Genomic DNA, 23,920 nt, shown 5'->3' on the forward strand with positions numbered 1-23,920 from the left:
CTGCTTTCCACCGGATTGCCTCTCTTCTCCTCTTCTCCTCTGCTGCTCAACCTCTCCTTGCCCTCTTTGACTTGCGTCAGTTCACGTTGTCTCTTTTCTGTACTTGGCTCCCGGCCAGCGAATCGCTAGATTATTCAGCTCGTTGCAGGATGTTCGGCAGACAGGGAAGGATGACGCTTGATTGACTTTAGTCACCCGCAGTGGCGGGAGCTGGCCCGCCAGCTGCTGGACAACCCCACCTCGGTGGTCCGCGCCCGCCAGTGGCAGCCCCTGCTGGGCCTGCTCAAGGACAACCAGCTGCTGCTGGCGCTGGGCAATCACCACTATGAGCTCACCCCCGCCGGTCGCCGTTACCTGACCCGTGAACTGACGCTGGCCGAGATGGCCACGGCGCCGCCAACCCCGGAGGAGTGGCTCCATGGGCAGGGCTGGCAGCTGGCGGAGCAGGTCAACGAGCGGGTGCTGGCCGCGCTCTATCGCAAGAGCGAGGTGAGCTTTACCCCCAACGAGCAGATCGACTTCGAAGACAAGGGGATCCGGCTCTGTTCGGATCAACAGGTGCGCCTGCGTGCCCCCGAGCCGTTCAGCCTCTTTTTCAGCGGCGGCACCCTGCTCGATGCGTCCCCCTGGCTGCAGGCGCTCGGCGAGGTGGCGTTGCCGGAGCGTACCCTGGCCAGTCTCGGCAAGATCCTGTGGGGGGAGGGGGAGCTGCTGTGGGTGATCACCACCGACAGCGTCGGTGCCTTTGCCGAGCTGGTGCTGCCGGCAGGGAGCTTGCTGATCTGGGCTCCCGCCTCGGCGCAGCAGGCGCTGCAGCAAGTGATCGCCGCGCTGCCGCCTCAGGTGCAGTGGAGTCATCTCACCTCCCTCGACCCGAGCGGGGTGGATCGGGTGCTGACTCTGGCCCAGCGTTTGGGTCGTCCAGCCAGCTGGTGGCTGCCCACCGTGCTGGCTCCCATCATGACGGCCTATGCCCTGCCACTGACTGACTCCCGCCCCTGGGAGCCGAGCCGGATCCCCAAGTCATTGTTAGCAGTTTGTAGCGGTTTGGTTGAGTCCAATGGTGGCTTGTCTGCCGAGGTGTGCGCGTTGGCGCCACAGTGGCATGCCATCGGTTGAGATTGCCGCAGATCCGGCCGAAAAAGCGGTTTTCCCCCACCTTGCACGGTGATATAAAGAGTTGACGAAGCGCTCGCCAGTGGGCGCTTTTGTTTGCCACGTGTTTTGCGTGTCACGGACGGTGTGCCAACACGCTTTGCCAGCCAACGAACTCAACGGAATACAGGGAATACCATGTTTGAAAAGGTTGTTGCCGCCCCAGCGGATCCGATCCTGGGCCTGACCGAAGCCTTCCGCGCCGACTCTCGCAGCCACAAGATCAACCTGGGGGTCGGGATCTACAAGGATGAGACCGGCGCCACCCCCATTCTTCACTGCGTCAAGAAAGCCGAACAGAAGCTCTTGACCGACGAGAAGACCAAGAACTATCTCGGCATCGAAGGCAATATCGAATACGGTCGCATCGTGCAGCAACTGCTGTTCGGACAGGATTCCGCGCTGGTCGCCAGCGGCCGGGCCAAGACTGCTCAGGTGCCGGGTGGTACCGGTGCCCTGCGCATCGCCGCCGAGTTCGTGGTACGCAACAACCTCGCCAAGACCATCTGGATCTCCGATCCCACCTGGGCCAACCACGTCAGCGTGTTCCAGGCGGCGGGTCTGACCGTCAAGTGGTACAAGTACTATGACGCGGCGACCAAGGGGCTCGACTTTGCCGCCATGCAGGCGTCTCTGGCCGAGGCGCAGGCTGGTGATCTGGTGCTGCTGCACGGTTGCTGTCACAACCCGACCGGTATCGACCCGACCGCTGATCAGTGGCGTGCACTGGCCAGGCAGAGTGCCGCCGCCGGCTGGCTGCCGCTGTTTGACTTCGCCTATCAGGGCTTCGCCCGCGGTATCGAGGAAGACGCCGAAGGCCTGCGCATCTTCGCCGAGTGCCACGACGAGCTGCTGGTGGCGAGCTCCTTCTCCAAGAACTTCGGTCTCTACAACGAGCGGGTCGGCGCCTTCACCCTGGTCAGCGCGACCAAGGCGATCGCCGACGTGGCTTTCACCCAGGTCAAGACCGTCATTCGTGCCAACTATTCCAACCCGCCGTCACACGGCGCTGCCGTCGTCACCGCCGTGGTGAGCGATCCGGCCCTCTATGCCGAGTGGGTGGAAGAGGTGGCCGCCATGCGGGTGCGCATTCGCGAGATGCGCGAGCTGCTGGTGGAAAAACTGGCAGCCCGCGGCGTGAACCAGGACTTCAGCTTTATCCGCGAGCAGAACGGCATGTTCTCCTTCTCCGGTCTTTCCAAGGATCAGGTGGAGCGCCTCAAGAGCGAGTTCGCCATCTACATCGTCGGCTCCGGCCGGATCAGCGTGGCCGGTATCACCCGTGCCAACATAGATCCTCTGTGCGACGCCATCGCCAAGGTGCTGTAAGCACCACCATCGGCATCTGTTCAGTAAAAAGCCCGCCGGGTAGACCCGGCGGGCTTTTTCATTTTCCGGCTCAGGCCTTAGCGGCGGCGCTTGCCGCCCCCTAGCAGGGAGCCGAGCACTCCGCGCACCAGCTGGCGACCCACCTCGCTGCCGATGGTGCGGGCCACGCTCTTGGCGGCGGTTTGCACCACGCCGTCGTGCTGGCCGCCACGGGGGCCGGTGTGGCCAAACAGGATGCCATTGAGGGCATCGAGCAGGCCGCCTTCCCCGTTGGATGACGGTTTACTGGCTTGTTCGCTTGTGGTTGTCAGCTTGCCCCCGTTGAGCCGCTCGAAGGCCGACTCGCGATCCTCCGGCGTCTCGTAGCGGCCGTGCAGCAGGGATCCCTGAATGAGCGCCTGCCGCTCGGCGTCGCTCAAGGAGCCGATGCGGCTGGCCGGCGGGGCGATGAAGGCGCGCTCCACCATGCTGGGGCGCCCCTTCTCGTCGAGCAGAGAGACCAGTGCCTCGCCGACACCGAGTTCGGTGATGACGCCAGCGGCATCGAAGGCGGGGTTGGCGCGCAGGGTGTTGGCGGCGATCCGCACCGCCTTCTGGTCACTCGGAGTAAAGGCGCGCAGGGCGTGCTGCACCCGGTTGCCAAGCTGCCCCAGCACGCTGTCGGGGATATCGGCCGGGCTCTGGGTCACGAAGTAGACGCCGACCCCCTTTGAGCGGATGAGGCGCACCACCAGTTCGATCTTCTCCAGCAGCGCCTTGGGAGCGTCGTTGAACAGCAGGTGCGCCTCGTCGAAGAAGAACACCAGCACAGGTTTGTCCGGATCCCCCACCTCCGGCAACTGCTCGAACAGCTCGGAGAGCAGCCAGAGCAGGAAGCAGGCATAGAGGCGGTTGGATTGGGTCAGCTTGCTGGCGGCCAGCACATTGATATGGCCGTGGCCGGCCTCATCGGTCTGCAGCAGATCCTGGATGTCCAGCATGGGCTCGCCAAAGAAGTGATCGCCGCCCGCGCTCTCCAGGGTGAGCAGGTTGCGCAGGATGGCGCCGATGGAGGCGGTAGAGACGTTGCCGTAACGGGTGGTGAGCGATTTGGCGTTGTTACCGGCAAACTGCACCATGGCGCGCAGGTCCTTGAGATCGAGCAGCAGCAGCCCCTCGTCGTCCGCCACCTTGAACACCAGCTCCAGCACCCCGCTCTGGGTGTCATTTAGGCCGAGCAGGCGGGCGAGCAGCAGGGGCCCCATGTCGGAGATGGTGGCCCGCACCGGGTGGCCCTGTTCGGCAAACAGATCCCAGAACAGGGTGGGGCTGGCGGCAAAGGCGGGGGCCGGGATGCCGAGCTGGGCCAGTCTGGCATCCAGCTTGGCAGAACCTGCCCCGGCGGCGCCAAGGCCGCTCAGGTCCCCCTTTACATCCGCCAGAAAGACCGGCACGCCGAGGCGGGAGAACCCCTCCGCCAGCACCTGCAGGGTGACTGTCTTGCCGGTGCCGGTGGCGCCGGTGATGAGGCCGTGGCGATTGGCCATGGCTGGCAGCAGGGCGAGGGGATGACCACTGGCATGGGCCAGCGTGAGCGGTTCGGCCATGGTGGGCTCCTTGTGGCAAATGGGGGACTAAAAACAACGGGTTACAAGGAGTGTGGTGGCAGGTGCCGGGGATGGCAAGGCAGTGCCTCGTCAGCGCGCCAGAGGCTGACGAGGCGGGTGAGATCAGCGGGGGCGGACCAGCTTGCCGAGGCGCAGCAACAGCAGGGTGAGGAGGCCGCCGGTGGCGGCGGTCAGTACCGCCAGCAGCAGGCTGCCGAGCAGGAAGGGGGGCACCAGGGTGGCCGCTTCGTGCTCCAGCCAGTGCAGGGTCCAGGTGAGGTGAAATGGCTCCGGCGTCTTGTGCAGCACCAGACAACCGGTGCGATAGGCGTAGAGGTACATGAAGGGCAGGGTCAGCGGGTTGTTGAACCAGACCGCCAGCAGCGCCAGCGGCAGGTTGAGGCTGAACGCCAGCGCCAGCCCGACCGCGATGAGTGAATGCATGGGGATGGGAAACCAGCAGGCGAAGATGCCGGCAGCCACCGCCCCGCTCAGGGCGCGCGGCCCCCCTTGCCAGAGGGCGGGGGCGAGCAGGCGCTCGCCAAACAGGGCGAACCACTTCTGCTGGCGCAGGGTATCGGGGTCAATCTTGAAGCGGGCAAACCAGCGATTCAGCATGCGCGGGCCACCTTGCGTTTCTGCCACTGACGCACGGTGCTGATGCGCCAGCAGGTACGAATGAGGGCGTAGCCGATGAGGGAGCTGAGCAGGGCGAGCACCAGCGAACCCAGCAGCAGCGGCGGGGCCACGGTCTCGAACACCGACACCAGCCAGGCCCAGGTGAACTCGATCTCGATGTGCTGGGAGGATTGCCCCAGCAGCTGACAGCCGGTCAGGTAGGCGCCGTAGAACAGCGGCGGCATGGTGAAGGGGTTGGAGAGCCAGACAAGGGCTACCGAGAGCGGCAGGTTGACCCGGCAGGCGATGGCGCCGCCGGCCGCCAGCAACATCTGGCAGGGGAGCGGCACCCAGGCCATGAACAGCCCCACCGCGAAGGCACCGGCCGCCGAGCGGCGATTGAGGTGCCACAGGTTGGCGTCCAGCAGCAACTTGCCAAACAGCCGCAAGTGCTTGTGTTCCTTGAGTGTCGCCGGATCAGGCAGCCAGCGTTGTATGAGTCGTTTGGGCATATTGAAACCTTGCTAAATACTTGCACCATGGATCTGCGCCTGCTGTCGTTTGCCCTCGGGGCAAGCTCCTCACTGCTTTGGCCATGGTTGCCTTCATGGGAATGGGGTGGCCTGATGCTGCTGCTCGCGTTCCCCCTCGCCGGTTGCCGCTGCTGGCGGCTGCTGTTTCTGCTGCTCGGCATCCTCTGGATGCAGGGGAATTTGCACTACCGGCTTGCCTGGCTGGATCAGCTTGGCAAAAAAACGAGCCACATCATAACCGCACAACTGCAAAGTGCAGAACCCGAGGGCGATAAATTTGTCCGGCTGGTGCTGCGGGTGAACAGGCTCGATGAGCAGGCGCTCACCCCGGCACCCCTGGTGCGCATCAATGCCTACCAGGCGCTGCCCACCATGACGGCAGGCAGTCGCCTGACCCTGGAGGTATCCCTCAAGCCGGCCCACGGCCTGGCCAACGAGGCGGGGATGGACGGGCGGCGCCTGCTGCTCGGCAAGGGGATCACCGCCACCGGCAACTTGCGCAGGGTGATCCAGATTGAAGCGGTGCCGGCGGGGCTGCGCGAGCGCTGGCTGGCCCGGGCCGCCGTCAGCTGGCAGGATCTGAGCCAGGGCCCGCTGCTGGCAGCGCTGACCTTCGGCGAGCAAGCGGGTATCACGACTGAGCAGTGGAGCCTGTTTCGCGGCAGTGGGCTGACCCACATCATCGCCATCTCGGGGCAGCACATCGCGCTGGTGGCGGTGCTCGGCTGGTGGCTGGGGCGGCTGTTCGGACTGCGGGGGGCGATTCTGCTCGCCCTGCTGTTTGCCGCCCTCTACAGCTGGCTGGCCGGGTTTGCGGTGGCCACCGAGCGGGCCCTCATCATGGTGCTGGTGTGGAGCCTGCTGCGCTGGCGACGGCGGGAGTGGCCGGCCCATCGCGTCTGGTTGTGGGCCTTCGTGGTGCTGACGCTCTGGGATCCCTTCGCCCTCTATTCGGCGGGATTCTGGCTCTCCTTCTTGGCGGTGGCCCTGCTGCTGGTGGCGAGCCTGCTGGAGGCCAAGCCCGGGCTCGTCCGCTTGCAGGGCTTGTTGCTGTTGGGGCTGCTGCCGTTGCAACTGGCGCTGTTCGAGGGGATAGCGCCGTTGTCGCTGCTGCTCAATCTGCTGGCATTGCCGCTCTTTTGCATCGGCATCATACCGCTGGCGCTGGTCGGGGTGTTGCTGGCGCCGCTTTCGGGGGAGCTGGCCCACCTGCTGTTCTGGCTGGCCGATGTCGGCCTGCAGTGGATATTGTGGGCGCTGGAGAGGTTGGCCAGCCAGTGGCAGCTCTGGTGGCCGGTGCCGGGCTGGGTGCTGCCGCTCACAGCGCTGCTGACCCTGCTCTGGTGCGCCTGGCATGTGCCGGGCGGTCGTCCCTTGCTGTTGCCGGGGGGCGTGGCCCTGCTGCTGGCGGCCTGGCCGGCGCCGACCCACTGGCAACTGAGGGTATTGGACGTGGGGCAGGGGCTGGCGGTGCTGGTCACCGGGGGTGAGCGCGGCATCCTGTTTGACACCGGCGATCGCTACCCAGGCGGCTACAACATGGCGGATGCCGTGATCCTGCCCTTGCTCAACCGGCTCGATGTGCGGGTGCTGGATTATCTGGTCATCAGCCACAAGGACCGGGATCACGCCGGCAACCGGCGTGCCATCCTGCAGGCTCTGCCGGTACGCCACGAGCTCTCTTCCTTCGACTTCGGCCGCTTCACGACCCTGTGCCGGCGTGGCCAGCAGTGGCGCTGGCAGGGGCTCGAGATGGCGGTGCTCTGGCCACAGCAACCGGGAGGCGGTCACAACAACGACGGCTGTGTGCTGCAGATCCGCGACGGGGAACGGCGCATCCTGCTCAGTGCCGACATCGAGCGGCAGGCGGAGCAGCGGCTGCTGGCGCTGGAAGGGGAGGGGCTTGCCAGCACCTTGCTGGTAAGCCCCCATCACGGCAGCCGCACCTCCTCCACGGCCCCCTTCGTGGCGGCGGTGGCCCCCCGCTATGTGGTACACAGCGCCGGCTTCATGAACCAGTGGGGCTTTCCCCGCCCCGAGGTGGTGGCTCGCTACAGGGAGGCGCAGCAATGGGTCACCGGGCTGGACGGGGAGATCCTGGTCGAGCCAGCGCCGGACGGGCTGCGGATCCGTGCCGAGCGGAAGCAGGGACCCTGGTTTCGCCGCAATGGCGACTGGTGGCGTCCTGCATTCTGGCCTGAGCGCTGAGCGTCAACCCGGCTTTGGCTGGCATAACGGTCTTCATTTCCTGCCTTGGCGAGGGACATGCGCTGGCGATGCTTGGTGTAATCCTGCGCTTTGGCTAGAATAGCCCGTCATTTCCCTTATTAACGGCTATTCATGCAACAAGAAACCTCACAAGACAGCTGGCCTGTCTTCAAGCGTCTGCTCGGCTATGTCCGTGACCGCAAGCTTGGCCTGATCGGCGGCATCATCGGCATGCTGGGCTACGCCGCCGTGGATACCACCTTCGTCTATTCCATCAAGCCGCTGATCGACAAGGGGATCAACGGCAATGATCCGACCGTGCTCAAGTGGATGCCCTTCTTCGTGCTGGGTATCGTAGCCCTGCGCGGCGTCGCCAACTTCCTCTCCAACTACTGCATGGCCTGGGTCGGCAACCACGTGGTGATGCGCCTGCAGCAGCAGGTATTCAACCACATGGTGGCGATGCCGATGAGCTTCTTCGACCGCCAAAATACCGGTCACCTGCTCTCCAAGGTGACCTATGACGCGAGTCAGGTCTCCTCGGCCGCCAGTACCACTCTGGTCACCTTGGTGCGGGAAGGGGCGACTGTCATCGGTCTGCTCGGCCTGATGTTCTGGCACTCCTGGCAGCTGTCGGTGATCTTCCTGGTTGTGGGGCCCGTGGTGGGCATCATCATCGGTCTCATCAGCCGCCGTTTCCGTCAGATCAGCCGCCACATCCAGCAGGCGGTGGGTGACATCACCACCTCCACCGAGCAGATGCTCAAGGGGCACAAAGAGGTGCTGATGTTCGGCGGCCAGAAGGTGGAGGAGAAGCGCTTCTTCAAGGTCAGCAACAACATGCGCCAGCAGACCATGAAGATGGTTGCCGCCGATGCCATCGGCAGCCCGGTGGTGCAGATGGTTGCCTCCATCGCGCTGGCGGCCTTCCTCTATGTGGCCACCATCGACAGTGTGCGCAGCGAGCTGACTGCCGGTACCTTCACCGTCATGATCACCTCCATGATGATGCTGCTCAAGCCGCTGAAAAGCCTGACCGACGTCAACAACCAGTTCCAGCGCGCCATCACCGCCTGCCACAGCCTGTTCGGCCTGCTCGATACCGAGCCGGAGCAGGATACCGGTACCCGTACCCTGGAGCGCGCCCGCGGCGAGATCGAGTTTCGCAACGTCACCTTCACCTACCCGACCAAGGACACCCCGGCGCTGCACAACGTCAGCTTCAAGGTGGAGGCGGGCAAATCGGTGGCCCTGGTGGGGCGCTCAGGCTCTGGCAAGAGCACCATCGCCAGCCTGCTGACCCGCTTCTACGACATCGAGCAGGGGGAGATCCTGCTGGATGGCGTCAATATCCGTGATTACCGCCTGAGCGAGCTGCGCAAGCAGTACGCCCTGGTCTCCCAGCACGTGCACCTGTTCAACGACACGGTGGCGAGCAACATCGCCTACGCCGCGGAAGAGCAATACAGCCTCGACGAGATCAAGCAGGCGGCCCGCATCGCCCACGCCGACGAGTTCGTCAGCAAGATGAGCAACGGTTATGACACCGTGGTCGGCGAGAACGGCGCGTCGCTCTCCGGCGGTCAGCGTCAGCGTATCGCCATCGCCCGCGCCCTGCTGCGCGATGCCCCCGTGCTGCTGCTGGATGAGGCTACCTCGGCGCTGGATACCGAGTCCGAGCGCCACATCCAGGCGGCCATCGACGAGCTGTGCAAGGCGCGCACCTCGCTGGTGATCGCTCACCGCCTCTCCACCATCGAGAAGGCGGACGAGATCCTGGTGATCGATGAAGGCCATATCGTCGAGCGCGGCAACCACGCGGCGTTGATGGCCCAGCAGGGCACCTATGCCCAGCTGCGCGCCATCCAGTTCGGTCATGCCACCGCAGGTGGCAACGCCTGATGCTGGAGCGGCTCTGGTATGCAAAGAGTGGCTGGCGCTGGTTGCTGGCCCCCTTTGCCCTGCTGTTTGCCGTTGTCAGCGGTACCCGCCGCTACGCCTATCGCCACGGCTGGCGCAAGGGCTATCGTGCCTCCTTGCCAGTCATAGTGGTGGGCAATATCTCGGTGGGTGGCAACGGCAAGACCCCGGTAGTGGTCTGGCTGGTGGAGCAGTTGCAGGCCCGCGGTTATCGCCCGGGGGTGGTGAGCCGCGGCTATGGCGGCAAGGCGCCCCATTACCCGTACCGGCTCGATGCCGCCAGCACCACGGCGCAGGCGGGGGATGAACCGGTACTGATTGCCCGGCGCTGTGGCTGCCCTGTGGTGGTGGCACCCAGGCGGGCCGAGGCGGTGCGCTTGCTGGAGCAGAGCGGCGAAGTGGACATCATCATCACCGACGACGGCCTGCAGCACTATGCGCTGGCCCGCGACATCGAGCTGGTGGTGGTGGATGGCGCCCGCCGCTTCGGCAACGCCTGCCTGCTGCCCATGGGGCCGCTGCGCGAACCGGTCACCCGGCTCAAGCGAGTGGACGCCATCATCTGCAACGGCGGCGAGCCGGGGCGGGGAGAGTATCCCATGAGGTTGGTGGCCGATTCCCCCCGTCGGGTACGCGACGAGGCCCCGTTGGCCACACCGCTGGCCGGTCCGGTAGACGCGCTGGCGGGGATTGGTCATCCGCCCCGTTTCTTCGCCACCCTCGAGGGGCTCGGTTACCAGCTGGATCAGCGGGTGGCCTACGGGGATCACCACCCCTTCGATCGGGACGAGCTGGTGGGCCGCTTTGCCGGCAAGCCGCTGCTGATGACCGAGAAGGATGCGGTCAAGTGCCGCGCCTTTGCCCTCGACAACTGGTGGTATCTGCCGGTCAGCGCCGAGTTGCCCGCCTCCCTGCTCGATACCCTGCTGCACAAGCTGGGCGCGAGCGGGAAGGGGCAAGGCGCAACCAAGGCACAAGGTTGATCTCGCTCGCCAGCGCGGGAGAGAAGGGGTTTGTCATGCCCCGCATGAAACATCTGGTTGGTTCGACACCCATCGCCGGCGTGATTAAGCCGCTGGCGCGACATCGTTGAAGGAGTATCGTTTTGGCTTTGGACATCAAGTTGCTCGACATCATTGCCTGCCCGGTCTGCAAGGGCAAGCTGCACTACAACAAGTCCGTGCATGAGCTGGTCTGCCGCTTCGACAAGCTGGCTTATCCGCTGGAGGAGGGGATCCCGGTGCTGCTGGAGAACCGCGCCCGTCCGCTCAATAGCGACGAGCTGTCGTCATGAGCTTCGTCGTCGTCATTCCGGCCCGCTACGCCTCCACCCGGCTGCCGGGCAAGCCGCTGGCCGACATCCACGGCAAGCCCATGGTGCAGCACGTGGTGGAGAAGGCCCTGCAGTCGGGCGCCGATCGGGTGATCGTCGCCACCGACGATGAGCGGGTGCAGCAGGCGCTGGCCGGTCAGACCGGGTTCGAGGTGTGCATGACCTCGAAGGATCACCAGTCAGGCACCGAGCGGCTGGCCGAGGTGTGCCGTCACTACGGTTTTGCCGCCGACACCATAGTGGTCAACGTGCAGGGGGATGAGCCGCTCATTCCACCGGTCATCATCCGTCAGGTGGCGGACAACCTGGCCGCCGCCAGCGCGCCCATGGCGACCCTGTCGGTGCCGATCCAGGACGCCGAAGAGGCGTTCAACCCGAACGCCGTCAAGGTGGTGACCGACCAGGATGGCTACGCCCTCTACTTCAGTCGCGCCTCCATTCCGTGGGATCGGGATCGTTTTGCCGCAAGCCGCGAGCAGATTGGTGATCACTATCAGCGTCACATCGGCATCTACGCATATCGCGCCGGTTTCATCCAGCGTTATGTGGACTGGGCGCCGAGCGCGCTCGAGCAGGTCGAGGCGCTGGAGCAGTTGCGGGTGCTCTGGTACGGGGAGAAGATCCACGTGGCCCAGGCCCTCGAGGCGCCGCCGGTCGGGGTGGATACCCAGGCCGATCTGGACAAGGTGCGTGCGCTGCTGGCGAACTGATGCCGACAACAGCAAAAATGACTCTGAACGGTGCCTGCGGGCGCCGTTTTTTGTGTTTAATCTTTACATAATTATTTGATTACAAACGTCATTTATGAGCACTTTCAAACTTTTCCCGGCCATGGTTTGCCAAATCGGCGAGTTTGGTTATGATGCAAGACGCCGTGTTAACCCTAACTGGCATATAACGAGATAAAAAACGGGGTGTTTGGGTGATTAATGTATTCCTGGTCGATGATCATGAGTTGGTGCGTACAGGGATAAGACGCATTCTGGAAGATGTCCGCGGGATCAAGGTGGTGGGCGAGGCGCAGAGCGGGGAAACCGCAGTCACTTTCTGTCGTCAGAACCATCCCGACGTGATCCTGATGGACATGAACATGCCGGGCATCGGCGGCCTGGAGGCAACCCGCAAGATCCTGCGGATCCGACCCGATGTGCGCATCATAGTGCTGACCATTCATTCAGAAAATCCGTTCCCGACCAAGGTGATGCAGGCGGGTGCCGCCGGTTATCTCACCAAGGGAGCCGCACCGGACGAGATGATCCACGCCATTCGCCTGGTCCACTCCGGTCAGCGTTACATCTCCCCGGAGATCGCCCAGCAGATGGCCCTGAGCCAGTTTGCCTCGGCCGACGAGAACCCCTTCAAGTCCCTTTCCGAGCGCGAGCTGCAGATCATGATGATGATCACCAAGGGGCAGAAGGTGACTGATATTTCCGAGCAGCTCAACCTGAGCCCGAAGACGGTCAACAGCTACCGCTACCGGCTGTTCAGCAAGCTCAACATCAATGGCGATGTGGAGCTGACCCATCTGGCCATTCGCTATGGCATGCTGGATGCCGACACCCTGTAACGGGCGGCGTGTAGCCATCAAAGGCGGCCTGTGCCGCCTTTTTGCTTTTTGCCGGTCTGGCGCAGTATGCTCTGTGCCGTCTTCTGCTTTCATCCGTTGAGCCGAGTTGCCGATGAGCCTCTCTTTCGATCTTCCGCTTGCCGCGATATCCCAGACCCAACACCTCGATCCCCGTTGCCGGAGCCAGCATGACCTCCTCTGAACCTCTCTTCGACAGCAAGGCGTTTCTCAGTGCCGTCACCCATCAGAGCGGTGTCTATCGTATGTACGACAGCGGCGGCACCGTCATCTACGTGGGCAAGGCCAAGGATCTGAAGAAACGGCTAGCTTCCTACTTTCGGGCCAACGTCGACAGCATCAAGACCCGCACTCTGGTGCGCCAGATCGCCGATGTGCAGGTGACGGTCACCCACACCGAGACCGAGGCGCTGATCCTCGAGCACAACCTGATCAAGCAGTACCAGCCCCGCTACAACGTGCTGCTGCGGGATGACAAGTCCTACCCCTGGATCATCATCACCGCCCATCAGCATCCGCGTATCGGCGTCCATCGCGGTGCCCGCAAGGTGAAGGGGGAGTACTTCGGCCCGTACCCCTCCGGCGGCGCGGTGCGCGAGAGTCTGCACCTGATGCAGAAGATCTTCCCGGTACGCCAGTGCGAGGATGCAGTCTATGCCAACCGCACCCGCCCCTGTCTGCTCTACCAGCTCAAGCGCTGTGCCGGCCCCTGCGTGGCGGGGCTGGTGAGCGAGGCCGAGTATGCCCAGCAGGTGGAGCTGGCCAAGCTGTTCCTCGCGGGCAAGAACCAGCAGGTGATAGGCGAGCTGGTGGGCAAGATGGAGTCCGCCAGCGGCGATCTGCGCTTCGAGGAGGCTGCCCGCTACCGGGATCAGATCCAGGCGCTGCGCCGGGTCACCGAGCAGCAGTCGGTGAGCGGCAACGTGCTGGACGAGCTCGACGTGGTGGGGGTGGCCTTCGAGCAGGGGACCGCCTGCATCCACGTGCTTTTCATCCGCCAGGGCAAGGTGCTGGGCTCGCGCAGCTACTTCCCGAAAGTGCCGGCCGATACCCAGCTCGACGAGGTGGTGCAATCCTTCCTGCTGCAGTTCTATCTGTCGGGGCAGGGGGGGCGGCAGATCCCGAGCGAGGTGCTGCTAGACGTGGCGCTCGAAGACGAGAGCGTCATCGCCGAGACCCTGAGCCAGACCGCGGGCTACAAGGTGCGGGTGGTGAGCCGTACCCGCGCCGAGCGGGCCCGCTTCATCAAGCTCGCCTCCATCAACGCCCAGACCGCGCTGCGCTCGCGCCTTGCCCACAAGAGCACCATCACCGCCCGCTACGATCAGCTGGAGGAGCTGCTGGAGCTCGAGCGCCCCATCGCCCGCATGGAGTGCTTCGATATATCCCACACCATGGGGGAGCGCACCGTGGCCTCCTGCGTGGTGTTCAACCGGGAGGGGCCGCTCTCATCGGAATATCGTCGCTTCAACATCGACGGCATCACCGGCGGCGATGACTACGCCGCCATGGAGCAGGCGCTGGAGCGCCGTTTTGGCAAGCAGCAGGAGCCGGACAAGGTGCCTGACGTGCTGTTTATCGATGGCGGCCTCGGCCAGTTGCGCCGCGCCGAGGAGATCCTGGCCCGCCAGCTGGAGTTTCTGGGGGGCAAATATCCGCTGCTGGTGGGCATTGCCAAGGGGGTGACCCGCAAGGCGGGGCTGGAGACCCTGATCCTGGGGGAGAGTCACGAAGAGCTGCATTTACCGGCGGACATGCCCGCCCTGCACCTCATCCAGCACATTCGCGATGAATCCCACCGTTTTGCCATCACGGGCCACCGCGCCAGACGGGCGAAGGCCCGCACCACCAGTACCCTGGAGGATATCCCGGGGGTGGGGCCGAAACGGCGGCAGGCGCTGCTCAAGTATCTGGGTGGCCTGCAGGAGGTGAAAAAAGCCGGGGTGGAGGAGCTTGCCAAGGTGCCCGGCATCAGCCAGGAGCTGGCCCAAGCCATCCACGATGCCCTGCACTCGCTTTAGCCATTGGTAGCCGAGAAGGGGGAATGCGCCTCCGTGTTGCCCCTGTTTGCCCTGACGGCGAGCAGGGGCTGTCGCCCCGGGTATCGGCAAGGGGCGAGGTGAGTCACACCATTCACCCCGGGTTCATCCCCTGCGAGATCCAGACACACAAGAGCCGTGACGCCGGGGGGCCGCAAATGCCATAATGGCCCGCATCCTGAGGTTGTTGATGGATTAATAGACCAAGGCGGGCGCCTGTCCGGTTGCATCCGTGATCGGCTTGGGGCTACCATGTAGCGGCATACAAGAAGTGGCTGAAAATAATGACAAATATTCCTAATCTGCTGACGTTTTTTCGGATCTTGCTCATCCCCGTCTTCGTCATCCTGTTCTACCTTCCCTACCAGTGGTCCTATCTGGCGGCGGCCATCGTCTTTATCCTGGCGGCGGCGACCGACTGGTTTGACGGCTACCTGGCCCGCAAGCTGAATCAATCTACCGCCTTCGGTGCCTTCCTCGATCCGGTCGCCGACAAGATCATGGTGGCGGCGGCGCTGGTGGTGATCGTCGAGCACTACAACACCATCTGGGTGACCATTCCCGCCATGACCATGATTGGCCGCGAGATCATCATCTCCGCCCTGCGTGAGTGGATGGCTGAGCTGGGCAAGCGCTCCTCGGTGGCGGTCAGCTGGATTGGCAAATGGAAGACCATGATCCAGATGGTGTCGCTGACCGGCCTCATCTGGCAGTACGACATCTGGATGGTGTGGCTCGCCTATGTGCTGCTCTACGTGGCCACCGTGCTTACCTTCTGGTCCATGTTCCAGTACATGAAGGCCGCCTGGGGCGATCTCAGCTATCACTCCCGGTTCTGACCTGCCGGCACAAAGGACCGTTTCCCCGTTCTTGGGGCTGGGAAACGGTCGTGAGCGCTGAAAAGGCAGGAAAAGGGCAAAAAACACTCGAACGATCAGGGTATTAAATATTTTTGGTTGACTGGGCGAGGAACATCGCTAGAATGCGTCCTCGTAGTCAGGCAGTCAGCCAGACCAATGCGGGAATAGCTCAGTTGGTAGAGCACGACCTTGCCAAGGTCGGGGTCGCGAGTTCGAGTCTCGTTTCCCGCTCCAAATTCAGACAATAGAGAGTATCTCTCTTTTGCATGGCGCGTTAGCAAAGCGGTTATGCAGCGGATTGCAAATCCGTTTAGTCCGGTTCGACTCCGGAACGTGCCTCCATCTTGACAAGCCCGCCACGCGAGCTTGATACCGATTGCGGTGCCCGAGTGGTGAAATCGGTAGACACAAGGGATTTAAAATCCCTCGACGTTCGCGTCGTGCCGGTTCGATTCCGGCCTCGGGCACCAGTTATTGAATAAAGCAATCAAAGACTTACGAAAGGCCGCTAGCAATAGCGGCCTTTTTGTTTTTGGTCAATGTCCACATTTTGTCCACGCAGTTTTATTCCAGGTGCCGTCGCGTTTAACTTCAAGCTGCAGGCGGTGTAGCCCTAGCCGGTGAAGCCGTGATGAGACTGCCAGCCTGTGTTTCATTTCTCTGTTGCTTGAAGCCTGTCAGCGTGTTCCTCTGTTCCTGAACGGCTTCGATTGGGTGGAGCCGAGTCTGTCTATCTACAGAGGGAGGGGGCGGCACGTTGGCAGATCAAGTGACCGATCAGGATTGTGCGAGGCCTTGTCAGACATCTTCATTGACAACGAAGTGGACTATGCGCACATCGCCTCCATCGCGAGACATTTTCCGCAGGTACATGTGGAGTGCGTGTTGTTTGAATGAGTTGCCCTAATCTGTTGCACGAATGGGTGTTCACCCGTCCCTCCCGTCTGGTCCGGTTTTCAGAGTGAACTCCTGTGGCACGATATTCAGGCGCTCCTCGCCAAACAGAAAAATGCCGGCTTGGTCATGAGGTTTCTGTTTCATCTCAGAGGGCGTTATTTAAGAAGGGTATATGCAGATGAATGGCGCATGCTGTCGGCACTGCTGGCCCTTGAGTGAGACGGGTAGCGGGTTCTCGTTACGTGCTTGAACCGCTCTGTGTACAGACAATGAGGTTGGCACTCATGTCGTGCAGGTTGGCCTGATATAAAAGAGGGGAGCCAGTGCTCCCCTTGCTGTTGATGTGACCGCTACCGCGTCGGGCTGGCGGCGTTCAGTTCGAGCGGTGACTCCTTTAGAACTTGTAGAGCCAGGAGACGGCGGTGAAGTAGCCGTTGTAGTCCTGGTTCAGGTTGCCGAGGTTGCGCTCTTCGCCGGTGTAGAGGTAATCCACGTCCTGGAAATATTCGTAGCGCACATCCCAGCGCAGCGAATGCTGCTTGGTGAGCTGATAGAGGGCGTAGCCTTCCAGCCGGTGCTGCTTGCTGGTGAGATCCGGGTAGTCATAGCCCTTGCTGGCGTCGGTCTTGCCGCGGCCATAGGCGAAGCTGTAATCGAGCCCGAGCTCGAGATCCCGGTCAAACGCCTTCTTCTGGGTGAGCCCGAACCCGAGGGTGGTGATCTCGTCGCGCACCGCCGTGCTGTAGGGATCCCAGTCCGGTGCGCCTGTGTAGGCATGGTTCTGGCTGGAGGTGATCCACTGCAGGTTGCTGAACAGGTGGCCGCTCAGGTTGTCGTCGAACTGCTGGTTGAGGGTCAGGTCGATGCCATAATCCTTGCCCTCGCTGCGCCCTATGTCCGGCTCCTTGTAGTCATCCCTGGCCCACCACCCTTCGAGGCGGGCATCCATTCCCTCGCTGAACTGATAGCCAAGATCCCCCCTTAGTTCGACCCTGTCCCTGTCCGCCAGATAGAACTGGCGCAGGGTCGGGCTGCCGTTGCCACCGGCGCTGTCGTGGCGCCAGTCCGAGCCGTCGCGGGTACTCCAGGCGAGCTTGCCGCCCAGTTGCAGCGCCCCGGCCGGGCGGTAGCGCCCCTTGAGGAACAGGGTGTGCTCGTCGGTGTCCTGCCGGTCGGCCTGCTCGCGCTGATCCGCCTTGTACTGATAGCCGGTGGTGAGCTTGACCGAGCGGCTGAGCCGGTAGTCGGCCGCCAGATCCGCCTTGCTGCGAGTGCGATCGCTCTTGCCGCGCTGCTTGCCGACCACCGCGTATTCATCGGACTTGTCCTTGCGGTCCCGATACTCGCCGCCGGCGCGCAGGGTGAGATCCCGGCCAAAGCGGCCTACCCACTTGGCGTCGGCCTGCAGGGTGCTGACCTCGCCGTGGAAGTCATCCTGGCTGATGGGGGCGTTGCGAAACGCGGTCAGGCTGCCGTTGGAGGTGGCCTGACTGGTGAGCACGCGGCCGGTCAGGCTCTGCCTGTCCCAGTTGTACTGGCCAGAGAGGCTCAGCTGGTGGAAGTTGTTGTCCGGCTCGTAGGCGCGCTCGTTGGCGTAAGGGTCGGCGACGCTGCCATAGTAGAGCGCCGTGTCATCGGTACGGTAGAGGGAGCCGTTGTAGGCGAGATCGACCAGCCAGCCTTCTCCCAGGTAGCTGACGCCGCTCTTGACCAGGGTGGTCGAGCTGCTGTCGACGGGCTTGGGCAAGAGGCCTGGCCCGCTGCCGATGCCGGGCACGCTCGACTGGTAGTAGGCGAGGGTGGCCTCTTTTTTCTCATGAGAAAAATCGGCGTAGGGGCGCCACGGGCTCTTCGGGGTATAGGCGAGCCCGGCGGTCAGCTTCTTGCGCACCACCTCCTTGTCGAACTCGGCCAGCGACCCCTGGGTCAGCGGGCTCTCGCCCGGCTGATAGACGCTGCGACCGTGGCTGTTCCAGTAGAAGGGGGACTCCGAGTAGCCCAGCCGGGCGCGCATGCCGTCGTAGTGGCCCTGTTCGGTCGCCAGGCGAAAGCGCTCCATGCCGAGGTTCTTCACCTCCAGGCTGCCGTAGCGGGAGCCTTCTCCCCGATATTGCAGGTCGGCGTTGAAGATGCCGAGCATGCCGCTGCCCTGCTGGCTGGGCACCCAGTTGCGAAAGCGGGTGGCGCCATCGTCGTTGGCATAGCCGGCACCCAGCCCCACCTCGCCAAACCAGCCCTCATCGTGCTCGCAAGACTTGCAGCTCCAGCGTTCGGTCTTGGCCGGTTTGCTCTGCTGCAGGGCGTAATCCCCGACTGCCAGCGGCTCCTCGGCCGCCTGGGCCGAGCAGACCGCCAGCAGGGAGAGCCAAAGTGTTGAGTATTTCATGACTTCTCTCCTCAGCGCCGCAGTGATTGACCATTGGGATGGTTGGTCCCGTGGATCTGGTTATGACAGTTCAGGCAACTGCCGCCACGCACCTTGAGATCCCCCTCGGGGATGGAGACGTTGGCATGGGGCACGCTGTGACACTCCTGGCACAGCTGGGGCACCCGTTTGTTGAGCAGCGCCTGGTTGATGGAGCCGTGCGGGCTGTGACAGAGGGAGCAATCCTCGGTCACCGGCTCGTGTTCCCACAGGAAGGGGCCACGTTTCTCGGCGTGGCACTCGTAGCAGCTCTCGTTGAAGCTGGGCTGCTTGAGGCTGGCCTCGTTCTGCGACTGGTGCGGGTTGTGACAGCTGGAGCAGGGCAGTTCGCCATTGAGAATGGGGTGGCTGGTGCGCTTGTGCAGATCGGCCTTTTGCTGGGCGTGGCAGCTGGTACAGGTCTCCACCTGCAGCTTGCTGTCCATCACCGGATCCTTGGCCTGGTGCAGGCTGTGGCAGCTGGTGCAGGAGAGATCCTCCACCGCGTGAGCGCTGGCATGCCAGCCCATCCGCTGGGTATCGGTGTGGCAGGAAAGGCAGACGCTGTTCTGCTTCTCCACCGGGACCGGCGAGTCGGGGCCGAAGGTGATCATGGGTTCCCGCTGCTGCCCCTTGCGGGGATTGCGCGGGTGGTTGCCGGCGGGGCCGTGGCAGGCTTCACACTGCTTGTCGGCCATCGGCCCGTTCTGGTTGCCGAGGTTGCCGTGCACATTGTGGAAGATGCCGGTGGCGGGCTTGCGCGAGTCGGCATCGTGGCACTTGAGGCAGGTATCGGCCCCCTTGGGGGAGTATTTGCCCTGATCGAATTTCTGGTCGAGGGTGGCCTCGACCTGCAGGCGCGGATCGGCATCGGCCGCCGGCTGGGCATCGCTCTTGGCCCAGACCGGCAGGCAACCGAGTGCCAGCAAACCCGCCAGGAGCCACTGCGGGGTGATTCTTTTCATATCGTGTCCTTCAACGGCAAAGGGCCGGGGGGAGGCATCCCCCCGGCCTGGTGGTCTCAACGGAAGTCATACACCTTGTGAACCTTGTCGACGCCCTGCTCCTGCCCGACGGCATGGCAGGACGCGCACTGTTCAACCCCGGTGGCGGCCTCTATCGTCTCTGCACCAAAGATGGCGCCGTTGTTCTTCATGTGGGTGGCCCACTCATCCCCGGCGACCGGGCTGTCCGGCTTGACCAGTCCCAGCGGGGACTTGAGGTGGCAGCTGGCGCAGACCACCAGGGTCGGACTGAAGAACTTGGGCTGCTTGTTGTCCGCCGTGGTCGCCACCAGCGAAGGTCGTTCGTTCTGCTGGTTGGGCAGGTTGTACTGACCCTTGGTGTGGCAGGACTCGCAGTTGTTCAGCTTGCCCGGGAAGGTGGCATCACCGCTGCGATGGGAGCCGAAGGCGTGGAAGGAGTGCACGTGGTACTTCAGATCCCCCGGTACCCCTGCGTAAAAGGAGGTGCGGGTGGCGTTGTGACAGCTGGTGCACTGGGCGAAGTCCTTGGAGGCGTGGGCCGAGCCCGCGTTGCCCTCGGTGTGGACGGCCAGATCCTTGTGACAGCCGTTGCAGGAGGCCAGATCCGCACCCGCCTTGAGCACATAGCTGCCGTCGACCCCGCCTTCGGCCCGGAAGTAGGCCTTGACCGGGTTGATGGGCACGTAGGAGAGGGCGCTGGCGGTGCTGCTGCAGGGGAGCAGATCCCCGGCGGCGAAGGCACCGTTGCGATCCGCCTTGCGGGCCACGCACACCTGCAGCTCGGCGACCGTGGCCGCCAGGGTGCCGGTCACCTCGTTACCCACCTCTTTGCGGCACAGGAAGCTGCCGCCGCCCTGGCTTTCGCACTTGGTGAAGTCAATCTTGTTGCCGGCAACGAAGGTCTGCGGGTTGGTGTAGCCCAGCTCGAAGCCGCTGCCCTGATCCCAGTTGACCAGCACGTAGGGGGCCTTGGCCAGATCGCCGTACTTGATGTACTTGAGCACCCCGTCCATGGTCTCGACCGGCGTGCCGTTGGCGGTCACGGTCAGCTCGACCTCGATGTTGGGGGCGGCGTAGCGCACGTCGTCAAACTTGAACACCAGCTTGTCGCGACCGGCAGCCTCGTTGGCGAGGTAGCCCATGTGCACGCTGCTGGGGGACTTGGTGTTGCCGGGCGTCTCGGCGTGGCACTGGGTACAGAGGGTGCCGCTGCTGATCTTGCCGTTGATGTGGCTGATGTAGCCGGTCGTGGTGGTGGAGTCCGCGTGGCAGGCGCCGCAGGGTTTCTCCTGGGCGTGTTGCCAGTTGTTGGCATCCGGGGTGGTGGGGGTGACGCCCTTGTGGCAGGTGTCGCAGTTGCGCGGATCCTGCGGGAAGTGGCTCACCAGCTTGGTGGCGGTGGCATCCAGGTTGCCGTGCAGCTTGTGCACCAGGGTGGTGAGGTCACCCCGTCCGCTGCCGGGCACGCTCTCGTTGTGGCAGGTGACGCAGAGCTTGGGATCGGCCCGGTTACTGTGGTGAATAGGCTGCTTCATGTGGCAGCTGTCGCAGCTCTGCTGCTCCAGGATGTCGCGGGTCAGCAGCGGCGGCGTGCCGGCCGGCACCCAGTCCAGCACGTAGTCGGTGACTGGAATGTCGTTGCTGCCGCCAAAGTAGATGCCGAGGCGGTGAGTCGCTGCCTCATCCCAGCGGATCAAACCGTTGTTGTCCTGCGAATCGCTCGGATAAGGGTCGCGCACCGTGGTGGCATTGAAGGAGAAGGTATAGCGGTACTGGCCATTGCCGAGGGCTTCGAGCTTGCCGCCGTTCTCGCCGGTGGGGCGGTTGTTGCGGGTGCTGTAGATGAAGCTCTTCCAGATCACGGGGTCTTCCCGCGTGGCGTCACGGCCGGGGATCACCTTGGCCAGGGTGAAGGAGGGGAGGGTGCTACCCAGGTCATAGCCCTTGCCTTGCTTGTCGGTGACCTTGAACTGCACCGATAGCTGACCGCTCTCGCCAAGTTGCGGAGTGGAGGCCGAGATCACCAGCGAATCCGGGGTTCCTGGCGGAGGGGGCGGTGGGTCCGTCTTGTCGTTGCCATCACCGCCGCCCCCGCAGGAGGAGAGGGTGAACACCATTGCTGCAGCCACCAATACTTTCCAGTATTTCATTCTTTTATCCTTTTTTATCGGACTTATTGTTCCATATATGAGCCAGCTCAAAAAATTCCCAAAAAGATACTACTTAAGGGTCAAAAGAGGACTGAATACGGTATAAATCATTTCCATCTTAATTGTAAGGTTTATATATTAGAGAGCGTTGATCTAAGTCTCAAAAACGGATCGAAAATCAACCTGGATTATAAAAATGTCTTTTTTAACTGGGGTTTATAGACCTTTTCTGGAAGAGGGATGAGAAATGAAACGCAGTATGAAGCTGGAAATAGTGGGACTGTCGCTGCTTTTGGGCTCTATTGGCACTGCACATGCCAGCCTGGACTCATTGGTGGATACATGTAACTCATGTCATGGAAATCAGGGGATCAGCACCCAGAACGATATTCCAACCATCGCAGGATTGGCAGAATCAAATCTTGCCGAGCAGTTGCGCACCTACCTCGACGGCCGGCCAGCCAAGACCGTTAATCATGTCACCGGTGATACCAGCAAGAAGGGGAACATGACCGACATTGTTAAGGGCCTTAGCGACGAGCAGATCGACGAGTTGGCGGCACATTATGCCGAGTTGCCCTACCAGCCGATGAAGCAGCCGTTCGATGCGGCGCTGGCCAAGGCGGGGCAGAAACTGCACGACGACTCCGGCTGCAAGAAGTGCCACTCCGAAGGCGGCTCGGTGGCCGAAGACGAGGCCTCCATCCTTGCCGGCCAGCCCAAGGGCTACCTGCTGACCTCCCTGCAGGAGTTCAAGGCCGGCAAGCGCAGCAACGACGAGAAGATGAACAAGGCCATCATCGCCATGAGCGATGCCGACCTCAAGGCACTGGCCGAGTACTACGCAAGCCAGCAGTAACGTCGCTGCCCCTCCCGTTGACGCAGCCACCCCGCTTCTGGCGGGGTGTGGTCTCGTGTTCATGACCGTCAAAGGAGCTCTCATCGGCTCCTTTTTGTTGCCAGGCGGGTAGACGGCACCCCGGGTGCCACCGTTTCGGAGTTTCCTATGAAAAAGATCATCAAGTGGCTGCTGCTTGCCTCCCTGAGCCTGGGGATGAGCCAGTTTGCCTTGGCCGCGACGACAGCAAGCGAGGCTGCCCCCGCAGCCCAGAGCGAGCAGGCGCAGCAACCCACCCTGGCCGAAAAGCAGGCCAAGGCGGAGAAGAAGAAGGCGGCCGCCAAAAAGGCCGCGGCCCGTTTTGCCAAGTGCGAGAAGTGCCACGATGGGGCTGAGGGGATGCACGGCAAGCATGGCCAGGTCACCAATCCCAACACGGGGGAGGCTGTTACCTGTACCAACTGCCACGGCAATGCGTCGGCCGATCACCGTAAACAGCGAGGCGGCATCGTCGATGTGATGCGCTTTGGCGACGACGCCTTCCCGCTGAGCCAGCAGAACGGCGTCTGCATGAGTTGCCATGAGCCGGACGATTTGCGCAAGGCCCTCTGGGCCCACGACGTGCACGCCACCCGGATCAGTTGCACCAGCTGTCACCAGCTGCACCCGGCCAAGGAGCCCATGGTGGGGATCCCCGAGAAGTCGCGCATCAAGCTGTGCGTCGACTGTCACCGCAAGCAGCATGAGGCTGGTCTCGGCGCCGCCGTCAAGGAGGGCTCATGAGCACGACCCGCCGCGACTTCATGGTGGGCATGAGCGCCGGCGCCCTGATCCTGCTGACGGGGGCCCAGCGCGCCCTGGCCAACAGCATGACCATCAAGGGCGTGCGCTACGGCATGATCCACGACGAGACGGCCTGCATTGGCTGCACCGCCTGCATGGACGCCTGCCGCGAGGTGAACCAGGTGCCGGCAGGGGTGGCCCGCCTGCAGATCCTGCGCAGCGGCCCGGTGGGGGAGTATCCGGCGCAGGAGTACCGCTTCTTTCGCAAATCCTGCCAGCACTGCGACAACGCCCCCTGCGTACACGTCTGCCCGACCGGCGCCTCTCACATCCGGGCGGAGGATGGCATCGTCGACATCAACCCCGACCTCTGCGTCGGCTGTCGTTATTGCCTGGCCGCCTGTCCCTATCAGGTGCGCTTCATCAACCCGGTCACCCGGGTTGCCGACAAGTGCGACTTCTGCCGCAAGACCAATCTGGCGGCGGGCAAGCAGCCGGCCTGTGTGGAGGCCTGCCCGACCAAGGCGCTGGTGTTCGGTAATCTGGACGATCCAAACAGCCCCATCAGCCATCGGCTGGTGCAGGAGACCACCTATCGCTACAAGCAGTTCCTCGGTACCTCGCCCAAGATGTACCGGGTGCCGAAAGGGGAGGTGAAGTCATGACTCCATCTCATCCGTATGACGCAGACCGGCT

General features: G+C 63.1%; 19 protein-coding genes and 3 tRNA genes. 16 read left to right on the top strand and 6 right to left on the bottom strand.

The features are described 5' to 3' along the window. Positions 1-177: 177 nt before the first annotated feature. Positions 178-1,119 carry a hypothetical protein gene (locus AB5Y95_RS09325; protein ID WP_368160706.1) on the top strand — a complete coding sequence of 314 codons (942 nt, stop codon included), beginning with the start codon at positions 178-180 and terminating at the stop codon, positions 1,117-1,119. Between the two features lie 174 nt (positions 1,120-1,293). Next, a complete protein-coding gene (locus AB5Y95_RS09330; RefSeq protein WP_368160708.1) occupies positions 1,294-2,484 on the top strand; it encodes an amino acid aminotransferase in 1,191 nt (396 codons plus the stop codon). Between the two features lie 77 nt (positions 2,485-2,561). On the opposite strand, the gene AB5Y95_RS09335 is transcribed toward AB5Y95_RS09330, so the two are convergent. The 3 genes from AB5Y95_RS09335 to AB5Y95_RS09345 form a co-directional block, all read right to left on the bottom strand. Then, positions 2,562-4,070: a helicase HerA-like domain-containing protein gene (locus AB5Y95_RS09335; protein WP_368160710.1), complete on the bottom strand. Its 1,509-nt coding sequence runs from the start codon at positions 4,068-4,070 to the stop codon at positions 2,562-2,564. Positions 4,071-4,193: 123 nt separating this feature from the next. Continuing rightward, positions 4,194-4,688 carry a DUF2062 domain-containing protein gene (locus AB5Y95_RS09340; RefSeq protein WP_005302707.1) on the bottom strand — a complete coding sequence of 165 codons (495 nt, stop codon included), beginning with the start codon at positions 4,686-4,688 and terminating at the stop codon, positions 4,194-4,196. Further along, a complete protein-coding gene (locus tag AB5Y95_RS09345; protein WP_011706585.1) occupies positions 4,682-5,200 on the bottom strand; it encodes a DUF2062 domain-containing protein in 519 nt (172 codons plus the stop codon). The genes AB5Y95_RS09340 and AB5Y95_RS09345 overlap by 7 nt, the downstream gene beginning before the upstream one ends. Here AB5Y95_RS09345 and AB5Y95_RS09350 point away from each other — a divergent pair. From AB5Y95_RS09350 to AB5Y95_RS09400, 11 genes are all read left to right on the top strand, one after another. Then, complete coding sequence (locus AB5Y95_RS09350; protein ID WP_368160712.1) at positions 5,138-7,429, top strand: DNA internalization-related competence protein ComEC/Rec2; 2,292 nt, start codon at positions 5,138-5,140, stop codon at positions 7,427-7,429. The genes AB5Y95_RS09345 and AB5Y95_RS09350 overlap by 63 nt on opposite strands. A 132-nt stretch (positions 7,430-7,561) precedes the next feature. Beyond that, the gene (gene msbA, locus AB5Y95_RS09355; protein ID WP_005302704.1) at positions 7,562-9,331 is read left to right on the top strand and encodes a lipid A ABC transporter ATP-binding protein/permease MsbA; all 1,770 of its coding nucleotides are present in this window, start codon (positions 7,562-7,564) and stop codon (positions 9,329-9,331) included. Beyond that, complete coding sequence (gene lpxK / locus AB5Y95_RS09360; RefSeq protein ID WP_274181318.1) at positions 9,331-10,332, top strand: tetraacyldisaccharide 4'-kinase; 1,002 nt, start codon at positions 9,331-9,333, stop codon at positions 10,330-10,332. The genes msbA and lpxK overlap by 1 nt, the downstream gene beginning before the upstream one ends. A 122-nt stretch (positions 10,333-10,454) precedes the next feature. After that, the gene (locus AB5Y95_RS09365; RefSeq protein ID WP_005302702.1) at positions 10,455-10,643 is read left to right on the top strand and encodes a Trm112 family protein; all 189 of its coding nucleotides are present in this window, start codon (positions 10,455-10,457) and stop codon (positions 10,641-10,643) included. Beyond that, entirely contained in the window at positions 10,640-11,392 is a 753-nt protein-coding gene (gene kdsB / locus AB5Y95_RS09370; protein WP_010633514.1) for a 3-deoxy-manno-octulosonate cytidylyltransferase, read from the top strand. Before AB5Y95_RS09365 ends, kdsB begins: the two co-directional genes overlap by 4 nt. 212 nt (positions 11,393-11,604) lie before the next feature. Then, on the top strand, positions 11,605-12,249 hold the full coding sequence (uvrY, locus tag AB5Y95_RS09375) for a UvrY/SirA/GacA family response regulator transcription factor (RefSeq protein WP_005302696.1): 645 nt from the start codon (positions 11,605-11,607) through the stop codon (positions 12,247-12,249). A gap of 188 nt (positions 12,250-12,437) precedes the next feature. Next, complete coding sequence (gene uvrC / locus AB5Y95_RS09380; RefSeq protein WP_211052031.1) at positions 12,438-14,288, top strand: excinuclease ABC subunit UvrC; 1,851 nt, start codon at positions 12,438-12,440, stop codon at positions 14,286-14,288. Between the two features lie 302 nt (positions 14,289-14,590). Then, positions 14,591-15,145 (top strand): CDP-diacylglycerol--glycerol-3-phosphate 3-phosphatidyltransferase, encoded by a 555-nt coding sequence (gene pgsA, locus AB5Y95_RS09385; RefSeq protein WP_010633516.1) that lies wholly within the window; start codon positions 14,591-14,593, stop codon positions 15,143-15,145. A gap of 179 nt (positions 15,146-15,324) precedes the next feature. Further along, positions 15,325-15,400, top strand: a tRNA-Gly gene (locus AB5Y95_RS09390). A 34-nt stretch (positions 15,401-15,434) separates the two neighbouring features. After that, positions 15,435-15,508, top strand: a tRNA-Cys gene (locus tag AB5Y95_RS09395). A gap of 41 nt (positions 15,509-15,549) precedes the next feature. Next, positions 15,550-15,636: transfer RNA gene (locus AB5Y95_RS09400), tRNA-Leu, on the top strand. 821 nt (positions 15,637-16,457) lie between these two features. Here AB5Y95_RS09400 and AB5Y95_RS09405 read toward each other — a convergent pair. Genes AB5Y95_RS09405 through AB5Y95_RS09415 form a run of 3 tightly spaced genes read right to left on the bottom strand, consistent with a single transcriptional unit; the run spans position 16,458 to position 21,603 of the window. Continuing rightward, entirely contained in the window at positions 16,458-18,449 is a 1,992-nt protein-coding gene (locus tag AB5Y95_RS09405; protein WP_368160715.1) for an MtrB/PioB family decaheme-associated outer membrane protein, read from the bottom strand. An 11-nt stretch (positions 18,450-18,460) separates the two neighbouring features. Next, positions 18,461-19,432 (bottom strand): DmsE family decaheme c-type cytochrome, encoded by a 972-nt coding sequence (locus tag AB5Y95_RS09410; protein ID WP_368160717.1) that lies wholly within the window; start codon positions 19,430-19,432, stop codon positions 18,461-18,463. A 56-nt stretch (positions 19,433-19,488) separates the two neighbouring features. Beyond that, entirely contained in the window at positions 19,489-21,603 is a 2,115-nt protein-coding gene (locus AB5Y95_RS09415) for an OmcA/MtrC family decaheme c-type cytochrome (protein WP_368160719.1), read from the bottom strand. A 259-nt stretch (positions 21,604-21,862) separates the two neighbouring features. On the opposite strand from AB5Y95_RS09415, the gene AB5Y95_RS09420 reads away from it, so the two are divergent. The 3 genes from AB5Y95_RS09420 (at position 21,863) to AB5Y95_RS09430 (ending at position 23,889) form a co-directional block, all read left to right on the top strand. Continuing rightward, positions 21,863-22,462, top strand: a complete 600-nt coding sequence (locus AB5Y95_RS09420; protein ID WP_226008718.1) for a c-type cytochrome — start codon at positions 21,863-21,865, stop codon at positions 22,460-22,462. 147 nt (positions 22,463-22,609) lie between these two features. Then, the gene (gene nrfB, locus AB5Y95_RS09425; protein ID WP_368160721.1) at positions 22,610-23,224 is read left to right on the top strand and encodes a cytochrome c nitrite reductase pentaheme subunit; all 615 of its coding nucleotides are present in this window, start codon (positions 22,610-22,612) and stop codon (positions 23,222-23,224) included. Further along, positions 23,221-23,889 (top strand): 4Fe-4S dicluster domain-containing protein, encoded by a 669-nt coding sequence (locus AB5Y95_RS09430; protein ID WP_010633523.1) that lies wholly within the window; start codon positions 23,221-23,223, stop codon positions 23,887-23,889. The genes nrfB and AB5Y95_RS09430 overlap by 4 nt, the downstream gene beginning before the upstream one ends. The last annotated feature ends 31 nt before the right edge of the window (positions 23,890-23,920 follow it).

The organism is Aeromonas sp. R5-3 (assembly GCF_040908225.1).
GTDB lineage: Bacteria > Pseudomonadota > Gammaproteobacteria > Enterobacterales > Aeromonadaceae > Aeromonas > Aeromonas dhakensis.